Source organism: Sphingopyxis sp. (genome assembly GCF_016463645.1).
Taxonomy (GTDB): domain Bacteria; phylum Pseudomonadota; class Alphaproteobacteria; order Sphingomonadales; family Sphingomonadaceae; genus Sphingopyxis.
This window is the reverse complement of record NZ_JAEMQX010000141.1, coordinates 1-8645: the sequence shown is the minus strand read 5'-3', so window position 1 is coordinate 8645 and position 8645 is coordinate 1. Positions and strand designations below refer to the sequence as shown.

Below are 8645 nucleotides of genomic sequence, written 5' to 3'. Positions count from 1 at the left end.
CGGCGGGGCGGCCATTGCGGCGCTGATCGACGCCGGGGCATTCGAAAGGCTTTGATGATGAACAATCTGGTCACACTCTATGGGCGCGGCGTGGCGTTCGTCGCCTCGCGCGGGCCCGAATCGGTGGCGCTTCTTCTCCTGCGTGCCGCGCTTGCCGGTGTGTTTTGGCGGTCGGGCCAGACCAAGGTGATCGAGGGCAGCGTCCTCCGGATCGACCCGTCGCAATATGATCTGTTCGCGTCGGAGTTTTCGGGATTGCCGCTCGACCCGGCCATTGCGGTGCCGCTAACCACCTATGCAGAGCATATCTTTCCGGCCCTGCTTTTCTTCGGGCTTGCCACGCGCGTTTCCGCCAGCGCGCTGCTGGTCATGACGCTGGTGATCCAGATTTTCGTCTTTCCCGATGCGTGGTGGCCGGCGCATTCGCTGTGGGTCGCGATGGCGGCGATCCTGACCGTGCGGGGCGGCGGGATCTTTTCGCTCGACGCGCTCCTCGGAAAGCTTCGGACCGGCCGGCCGGCTGTGCCTGCCTCATCGTTGTGACCGGGTTGCGCCGCAGGTGAGATAAACCGGATTGCCGACGAGCAGCGGCTTGCCCTTGCCGTCGCGTACATTGACCGCCAGCCAGCCACAGGCCTGCCCGGCGGTCAGCGCCCATGTCAGCCGCGCGTCGTCCGGGCCGACCGGCTGGCGCGCGCCTGCCGGCTGGCCGTTCACGACGAGTTCCGCGAAAGCACCGGCCGCATCCACCACATGCGCCGCAATCGTCGTGCGGCGGCGGCCGGGCAACGTTTCGCCCATTGCCGCGCGCTGGCCGCCCGCCGCCGCTTCGACATCGAGGAGGCGTGTGTTCGTTCCTTCGATGTCGAGGAACACGTTGCCGGCGCGAAGGCCGTCGAGGATCGCGGGCGTCGACAGGGCTTGGGCGCGGACGACGGTTCGCGGCCGGCCGATCGGTGCCGGGCCCGGGGCCGGGTTGCCGGGCACGACGTCGGGATCGTGATTGTCGCTGGCGGCGATGCCCGTCAGGTGGTGGCCTTCGTTCAGCCGCGCATACCAGAAGCCGAGCCCGGCAAAGGGCCCCTCGGTCATCGTGCCGTTGATCGCCTCGATCGCGGTGACGGCGCTGTAATCGGTGCCTTGCCAAGTCCAGCCGCAGCCCATGCATTGTTCACCGGAGGGCAGGGCGGGATGGTTGATTGACAGGATCGCGCCCGACGTTGTGACGTCGCGCTGCAAGGCGCCGATGTCGGGTACGCCGGACGTCCCGACGCGAAAATCGACGAAGCGGGCCGGGCCGAAGATATTGGCGTGGCCGCCGAAGGTGGTGATCTCGATCCCCGGGATCAGCAGCATCGTGTCGAAATAGGGCTGGAGTTCGCGCAGGCCGCCGAAATGCGCGGTGGTATTGTGGTCGGTGACCGCGATGAAATCGAGCCCGGCCTCGGCCGCCGCGGCGACCGTACGGAAGAGCGGGCAGGGTATTTTCCGCCCGGCGCGGCTCCGGCAGCTGCCGTCGCTGTGGGCATCGTGCATATGGAGATCGCCGCGATACCAGCCGGGTCCGGCCTTGATCGGCAGATCGGCGATCGCGGCGGCGGCGCGCCGTTCCGTAGCGCTGTCGAAGAAGACCTTGACCGAATAGGCCGCGCGGCTGGCGGGTCGGGCATTGGGAACGCCCAGCAGCACCTTCCATCGCCCGGCGGGCAGCGCACCGGCGAGGTAGCCGGGCGTCGCGTCGCCCGGCGCAATCGTGAAACGGTCGCGCGTGCCGCCGCTCCAGCCCCGAAAGCGCGCCGGATCCCACACGCCCATGTCGACCACGGTCTTGTCCGACCTGTCATAGCTGAGCATCACGGTGATACGTTCGGTGCCCTCGGGGACGTCGAACGGCACCTCGCGATAGGTCTGATGGTCCGCGCCGGTGATCTCGCCGGCGACCATGACGTCAGGAGCCGGCTGCCCGGTCGCCGCCGCCGCGCCGGCGATCGCCAGCGCCGCGGCGAACAGGATTGCGCGAAACAGCATCAGAAGCGGAAATCCACGGCGAAGCGGAAGTTGCGGCCGACGATCGGGCGCCCGATGAACAGAAGATCATTGGCTTGTCCGCTGGTGAGTTCGCCCGCGCGCGGATTGCCCTCGGTCAGCCCGATCTCGTTACCGAGATTGTCGCCATAGGCCCACAGCGTGATCCGGTCGGTGAGGCGGAAGCGGACGCTGGCGTTGAGGACGGTATAGGCCGGAAGCTTCGATATATTCGCCGCATCGGCATAGCGTTTCGTATAATGCTCGACGTCGAGCTGCGCGCGGAGCCGGTCGCCCAGCAGCGTTACCGCAGGCGTCGCGCGCAGCGCGATCTTGGGCACGCGGATCAGCTGGTTGCCCGAATAGTCGCGCGGTACCAGCGTCTGCTGTCCATCCACGGTGGCGAGTTCGTCATAGCGCAGGTTGCGGAAGGTCGGATCCTGCCAGGTTGCGTTGAGCGTGAAGTCGAACCACGACGCAGGTCGCACGGTCCCCTCGAACTCCACGCCATAGGCACGCGTGTCGGTATAGACGGTTTGCGACACATAGCCGTTGGTGTCCGGGTCAAACCGCGTGTTGCCGATGCCGTAGGAATTGAAGTCGGTCAGGAAGCCGGTGAGGTAGACGCTGGCGAAGCGCGACTGGTATTTGAGGCCGGCTTCCCACAGATCGATGCCCTGCGTCCGCGGAACGGCGGTGGCGCTGGTGATGAAGCTGCCGACGCTCGGCAGGCGAAAGGCCGAGGTGTAGCGTGCGAAGGCGCCGGCGCGCGGTGCGAACTGCCAGTCGGCGCCGATCGTGTAGCCGAGCTTGTCGAACTTCCGGTCGAACGGGGTGAATATGCCGTTTCCGGTCAGCACGCTGTTGTCGGCGAGGGTGGCCGGGTCGCCGAGGTTGACCGTCTTGCTGCCCTCCTGCGAGCCGCGGGTCTTGACCGTTTCCCAGCGGAGGCCGGCGTCGATGCGGAGCGCGGGCGTCACCTGCCATTCGTCGGCGGCATAGAGTGCAAATGTGTCCTGCGTACCGCTGCCGTTGGCGAATTCGGACCCGTAGCGGACGACGCCATTTTCGGTCGCCGCCCCGACGACCTGTCCGGCACCGTTCAGCGCGACGAGGTCGAGAAGGCGCGAATTGTCCGACACGTCCTGCAGCGTCGAGGCCGAATAGCGGCCGAAGCTCTCCTCGATCCGGGCATAATAGAAGCCGACCGAAAAATCATGCGTCATCCCGCCGACGTCGAAGCTGTGCGCGAGGCGGAGGTCGTTCAGAAACTCGCTCTCGTCGACGGTCACCGGCCGCGCGGCGTTGATGAAAATATCGCCGTTGCCGTTCTGGCCCGCGACGTCGAACGCCTCGCCGGTGTCGCTGTAGCGCAGCTGGACGCTGGCCGCGCCGGGAAAGGCGGCGAGGAGCGAGGCGCGATTCTGGTCGAGAAAGGCCGCCGCGGTGCTGATCGACGCGGGATAGACGCCGTTGCGCACGGTCAGCGAGTCGCGATAGCGCGCGCGGTTGCTGAGTTTCCAGCCCGGCGCGAACTCCCATTCGGCGAGCAGGCTGAACTGGTCGAGGCTGACGTCGGTGCCATCGGCGTTGTCGAACCGGACGGGCCCGTTGGCGTCGCGCAGCGTCATGAAGGCGGTCGCGCGGCTTGCCGTCGTTCCGTAATGCGGATCGAAGCCGGGGAGGCCGACGACATCGCCCTTGCCGTCCTTGGTGAGAGGGATGCCCGTATAGAAGATCGTGCTGTCGTCGATCCGCTTGTAACCGAGCGTGATCCGCCCATCGCCGAAATCATAATTGAGATCGGCGCGAATCTGCCCGCCCTGATTGCCGGCGAAGCCGGGATCGCGCACGCCGTCTTCCTTGCGATAATAGCCGCCGACGCCAAAGCTCCATCCGTTGCCGAGCGGCGCGCCGACCCAGCCGTCGAAGCGGAAGAGATCCGCAGTGGGGCCATAGAGGATGCGCGCGACGCCGGTCACCTCGTCGGTCGCCTGGCGGGTGATGAAGTTGACCGCGCCGCCCGGCGCGTTCGAATAGAAGATCGACGATGGGCCGCCGCGCACGACCTCGACCCGCTCGATCGATTCGTCGATACGGAAGGCCTGGTCGGCATTCAGATAGCCGAGCGACGGATCATGCTGCACCGGCAGACCGTTTTCGAGCAATGTGATCGAACCGAAGCCGTCGACGGGAATGCCGCGGGCGCGGACATTGCCGCTGCCTTCGCCGCCCGACGTCTCGACCCAGAAGCCGGGCACCGACTTCAATGCTTCGGTGACGCTCGAGGGCGCGCGCGAGCGCAGCGTATCATTGTCGATCGAGGTGACCGCGTAGCTGGTTTCGATTCGTGTGCGCTCACCGGCACCGGCGCGGCCGGTGACGACGATCTCGTCGCCCTCGTCGCCCGGAGCATCCGTGGCGGCGGGCGCCTCGCCGCCGTCGGTCTGCGCCAGCGCGATGCTGCTCGTTCCCGAAAAAAGGATAAATAGGGCGGCGGAGGCTAAACCCCTGATCGTCATTCCTGAAACCCCTGGACTGGATTGCCGCGGTTTGCGGTCGGCGACGTCCGCTAGGCCCGCAGCGTTGCGATTCGATGGCCCGGACGGGACGCCGGAATGACAATCATGCTGCGGGGATGTGACACCGGTTTCTCATGCGCCGGTCTTGTGGCGCGCCGCCAGGCAGCATGCGGAAAGTATGTCGTCGGTTCGACGCACCGGATAGTTGGCGAAGGTGGGTCATTCAGCGAGGAGCGGGACCGGTCTTCGGCCGCCGGTATCGGCGGCGACGCCAGATCATCCCAGCTACGCCGCCCTTGGGTCCGAGTCCCGTCTGTCTTCGGTTGTGCACAGGGCTCACGCGGCTCGCCCGTGATCGACATGGTGAGGGCGCGCTGCCGTCCGGAACCCTGTTCGCACCCGTGCAAGGCCGAGCAGCGAAGAGGCTGGCCACTTTACATATGCGCAACATGGATTCGCGACCCGAAGAGGCATGGGACATGCTGCGACAAGTGCAGAAAGGCGCGCTTGCCATGTGTCCCCGGATCGTTCTGTCATGCTATCGCGGAATTAAGACAAGCAATATCAAGGGAATCGCTCGGTCAAGTCGCCTTCCGTACCATGCCGAGTCGTTCACTTGACAGTGCCCCATAATGAGGCAGTTCGAGTAAATTATGATTCGCAAGCGCCGTCGAATCAAGTTAATGATGCGTTACTAATAACACGCACAGGGCGAGTCGCGCGGCCTGTCACCCACCATGGAGATGATGACGATGCGAACTTTCATATGTAAATTGATGCTTGCTTCAGCCGCGGTTCTTGCCGTTCCTTCGGTCGCGAGCGCTGCCATCACATTGGGCCCTGTCACACCCGGCACCAATCCCTATTCGGGGCCGGCGCCGACCTACGACTTCGAGTCGCCGGCGCCTGTGTCGGGCGGTCAGGTTACCACGGGCTCGCTGGATGGCATCCGTGCGCAACCGTTCGGCAGCACCGGCAGTTACTGGACGGTCGGCCCGAGCGACGGTTCGCCCGGCATCATGGATCTGTCGTCGATCGGCGATATTTTCAACGTCAGCTTCCTGTGGGGATCGGTCGACACGTACAACACGATCGAATTCCTCGGTGCGGGCGGCGTGGTGCTCGCGAGTTTCACGGGTTCGGATATTTTCAATCCGGCGAACGGAAACCAGACCGACCCGAACCTCAATCCGCTCGTGCGCTTTGACATCACGGGTAGCGATGTGAGCGCGTTGACCCAGTTGCGGCTGAGCTCGACGAGCAATGCGTTCGAAACCGACAATTTCACGATCAACGCCGTCCCCGAGCCGGCGACTTGGGCTCTCATGATGCTCGGCTTCGGCGCGATCGGCTTTGGAATGCGTCGTCGTCGTGGCGTCGAGAGACTGCGGTTCGCCTGAATTCAGGCATCCATCCACTGGATAAGAAAGAGGCGGCCGGTGGCCGCCTCTTTTTTGCGCTGTCATTTGCTGGCGCCCGGATCGCTGCCTGCTCATCTGCAAGATCGGATCTGGTCCGACCGGATTGAAGGACGCCGAATTCCGCCGCCTCGCAGCCGAGCCGGCCCATATAATGGACGCCACTCCTCCTCGTCGCGGTGTTCGTGATCGCGACGCGGGCCACAGGGCCGAGAAGGCATTGAGCTGAGCTTCGGCCGGTGCGGCACATTTTGGCCCGGGAGGCGTCCGGAAGGACCCGTTCCCTACGCGATCTGCTGCCCCGTCGTCTCGCGTCTTACCTTTCCCAGATGATTGGCCAGTCAGACCATGACGGCGAAGTGCCGGCGTGGCGCAGGGATGGTCATGGATCAATGGCATTTTGGATGGTGAGGGGCGCCGCGCCGCCACAATCCTCTTTCCGGATCGGGATCGGCTGGCGGGGGGAGGCTCGGCGCGCGTCCCGCTACGAGGAGCGATCATTTCACGATGCCGGCTTTCGAGGCCACTCAGGAGGGGAAGGGCGCCCAAACGAACTCCGGCAGCAGCGCCGGTGGGTGGCGCTGCTGCCGAAGAGGAGGAGTTTTCCGGATGGCAACCGATGGGGCTATAACGGCCCCATCCACCTGACTCGCTCGATCCGATCGAGCGAGAGGCAATCCTTGAGTGACTTAGGCGTAGCGGACGCGAACGACCGGCTTGCGGCGACGTACCGAGAAACCGATGGCCGCGAAGCCGAGCATCATCATTGCCCAGGTCGCGGGTTCGGGGACCGCTGCAACCGTCGGTGCCACGTTAATGCGGAACTGTCCGACGTCCGACACGGTCGCTCCGTCGGTGAACGTCATCGTGACGCTCGAGAAGGTGCCGTTGAACGCATTGAAGAAGTTGCTGCCGTTCTTGCCGATATCGTAGAGGCTCGTGACCTGGCCGTCACTGTTGCCGCCGCTGAACGAAAAGAAGACGTTGCCATTGGTCAGGGCGTCGATGTTGAATTCGAGCGCGCTGATCAGTCCGTCATTATAGGTGAAGGTCAGCGGATTATCGAGAGACAGGTCGACCGCGCCGATGCGGGCCTGGCCACCGGCAAGGCCGATCAGCTGTTCGGTCGAGGTGAAGCTCACGGTGCCGGGGGCGTTGTTGAGCGTTCCCGAGACCGTCGTTCCCGTAACGTCCTTGGTGACGAGGACGTTGGAATCGGGCTGCGCCGAGCAGCCTCCGCCGAGGCAAATCGTGACGGCAGCCGATGCCGGGGTGCTGACCCCGATCAACAATGCGGCTGCAGAGGCCAGTTGGATCATTTTACGCATTGTCGCGCTCCCTGTTCGAATTGGATGCGACCCGATTCGTTGGACGTTTTGATAAGTCGACGTAACATAAAATAAGCGAAAGAGTCGAGTCGCGAGGGGCTCATTTCATGCCGGCTTGTCTAGAAATGGCACAGAGGAAGCGGCGCGCGTGGATGCCGCCGGCGCAATCTTCGAAGCCGAGCCATCACACGAATTATCAATGTTTTTCGACAAATTTTTGAAGGCGGCATCCGCGGGGCCGGCGAGTATTTCGGGTTTGCAAACGGGAGGGACGCGGTCGTCCCGATCGCTTCGACCCACCTGCGGAGCGCGCAATGTAACGGGCCTATGTTATTTTCATGCGCGTTGCGCCGTTGCTCGGGGTGCGGTGGGCGGGTTGCTCTACAAGACGCTGGGCGCCGACACGTTTCCGAAGCCGGATATCGGGGGCGAGTAACAGCGGTTCCGGCGGGGGCGAAGGGCCTCCGCCGGACCTATTTCAGCAGGTCGATCGCGAAGGCGCGCACTTCGTCCGCCATGTCGGGCCGTGCGAGGGCGACCGCGAGATTGGCCTGGATATAGCCTGCCTTCGATCCGCAGTCGTAGCGCGCGCCGTCGAAGGTGACGGCGTGGAAAGGCTGGGTGCCGATCATCGCCGCCATCGCGTCGGTGAGCTGGATTTCGCCGCCCGCGCCCTTCTCCTGCCCTTCGAGCACGCGCATGACCTCGGGCTGCAGGATGTAGCGGCCCGAGATGATCAGGTTCGACGGCGCCGCGTCGACCGCCGGCTTTTCGACCAGAGCGGTGACTTCGGTCAGCGCGCCGTCGCGCGTGCCGGGCGCGATCACGCCATAGCTCGACACCTGCTCGTGCGGCACCTCGAGTACCGAGATCAGATTGCCGCCGACGCGGGCATAGGCATCGACCATCTGCTTCATGCAACCCGGCGATCCGTGCATGAATTCGTCGGGCAGGAAGATCGCGAAGGGTTCGTCGCCGACGATGTCGCGCGCGCACCAGATCGCGTGACCGAGGCCGAGCGGTTCCTGCTGCCGGACATAGGCGCAATTGCCGGGGCCGAGCCGGGTGGGCGCGAGCACCGACAGATCCTTGCCGCGTTCGGACATCGTCTTTTCGAGTTCGAAGGCGACGTCGAAATGATCCTCGATCGCGCTCTTGCCGCGCCCCGTGACGAAGATCATCTGTTCGATCCCCGCCTCGCGCGCCTCGTCGACCGCATACTGGATCAGCGGCCGGTCGACGACGGGCAGCATCTCCTTGGGGATCGCCTTCGTCGCAGGCAAAAAACGCGTGCCGAGACCGGCAACGGGAAAGACGGCTTTGCGGATCGGTTTCATCGGGGACGGACTAGC

6 protein-coding genes are annotated in these 8645 nt (G+C 64.6%); 2 read left to right on the top strand and 4 right to left on the bottom strand.

The window, feature by feature from the left end; all coding sequences use genetic code 11:
• Positions 1-57 precede the first annotated feature (57 nt).
• A complete protein-coding gene (locus tag JHC57_RS19225) occupies positions 58-543 on the top strand; it encodes a DoxX family protein (protein ID WP_294032122.1) in 486 nt (161 codons plus the stop codon).
• On the opposite strand, the gene JHC57_RS19220 is transcribed toward JHC57_RS19225, so the two are convergent.
• Both JHC57_RS19220 and JHC57_RS19215 read right to left on the bottom strand, forming a co-directional pair.
• Positions 532-2028, bottom strand: a complete 1497-nt coding sequence (locus tag JHC57_RS19220; protein WP_294032120.1) for a CehA/McbA family metallohydrolase — start codon at positions 2026-2028, stop codon at positions 532-534. The genes JHC57_RS19225 and JHC57_RS19220 overlap by 12 nt on opposite strands.
• Positions 2028-4547, bottom strand: a complete 2520-nt coding sequence (locus tag JHC57_RS19215) for a TonB-dependent siderophore receptor (protein ID WP_294032118.1) — start codon at positions 4545-4547, stop codon at positions 2028-2030. Before JHC57_RS19215 ends, JHC57_RS19220 begins: the two co-directional genes overlap by 1 nt.
• A 776-nt stretch (positions 4548-5323) precedes the next feature.
• Between JHC57_RS19215 and JHC57_RS19210 the strand changes: the two genes are divergently transcribed.
• Complete coding sequence (locus tag JHC57_RS19210; RefSeq protein ID WP_294032116.1) at positions 5324-5947, top strand: PEPxxWA-CTERM sorting domain-containing protein; 624 nt, start codon at positions 5324-5326, stop codon at positions 5945-5947.
• Between the two features lie 707 nt (positions 5948-6654).
• Here the strand turns inward: JHC57_RS19210 and JHC57_RS19205 are convergent.
• Together JHC57_RS19205 and galU are read right to left on the bottom strand one after the other, a co-directional pair.
• A complete protein-coding gene (locus JHC57_RS19205) occupies positions 6655-7293 on the bottom strand; it encodes a PEPxxWA-CTERM sorting domain-containing protein (protein WP_294032115.1) in 639 nt (212 codons plus the stop codon).
• 473 nt (positions 7294-7766) lie between these two features.
• Positions 7767-8630 carry a UTP--glucose-1-phosphate uridylyltransferase GalU gene (galU, locus tag JHC57_RS19200; RefSeq protein WP_294032124.1) on the bottom strand — a complete coding sequence of 288 codons (864 nt, stop codon included), beginning with the start codon at positions 8628-8630 and terminating at the stop codon, positions 7767-7769.
• Between the last annotated feature and the right edge of the window lie 15 nt (positions 8631-8645).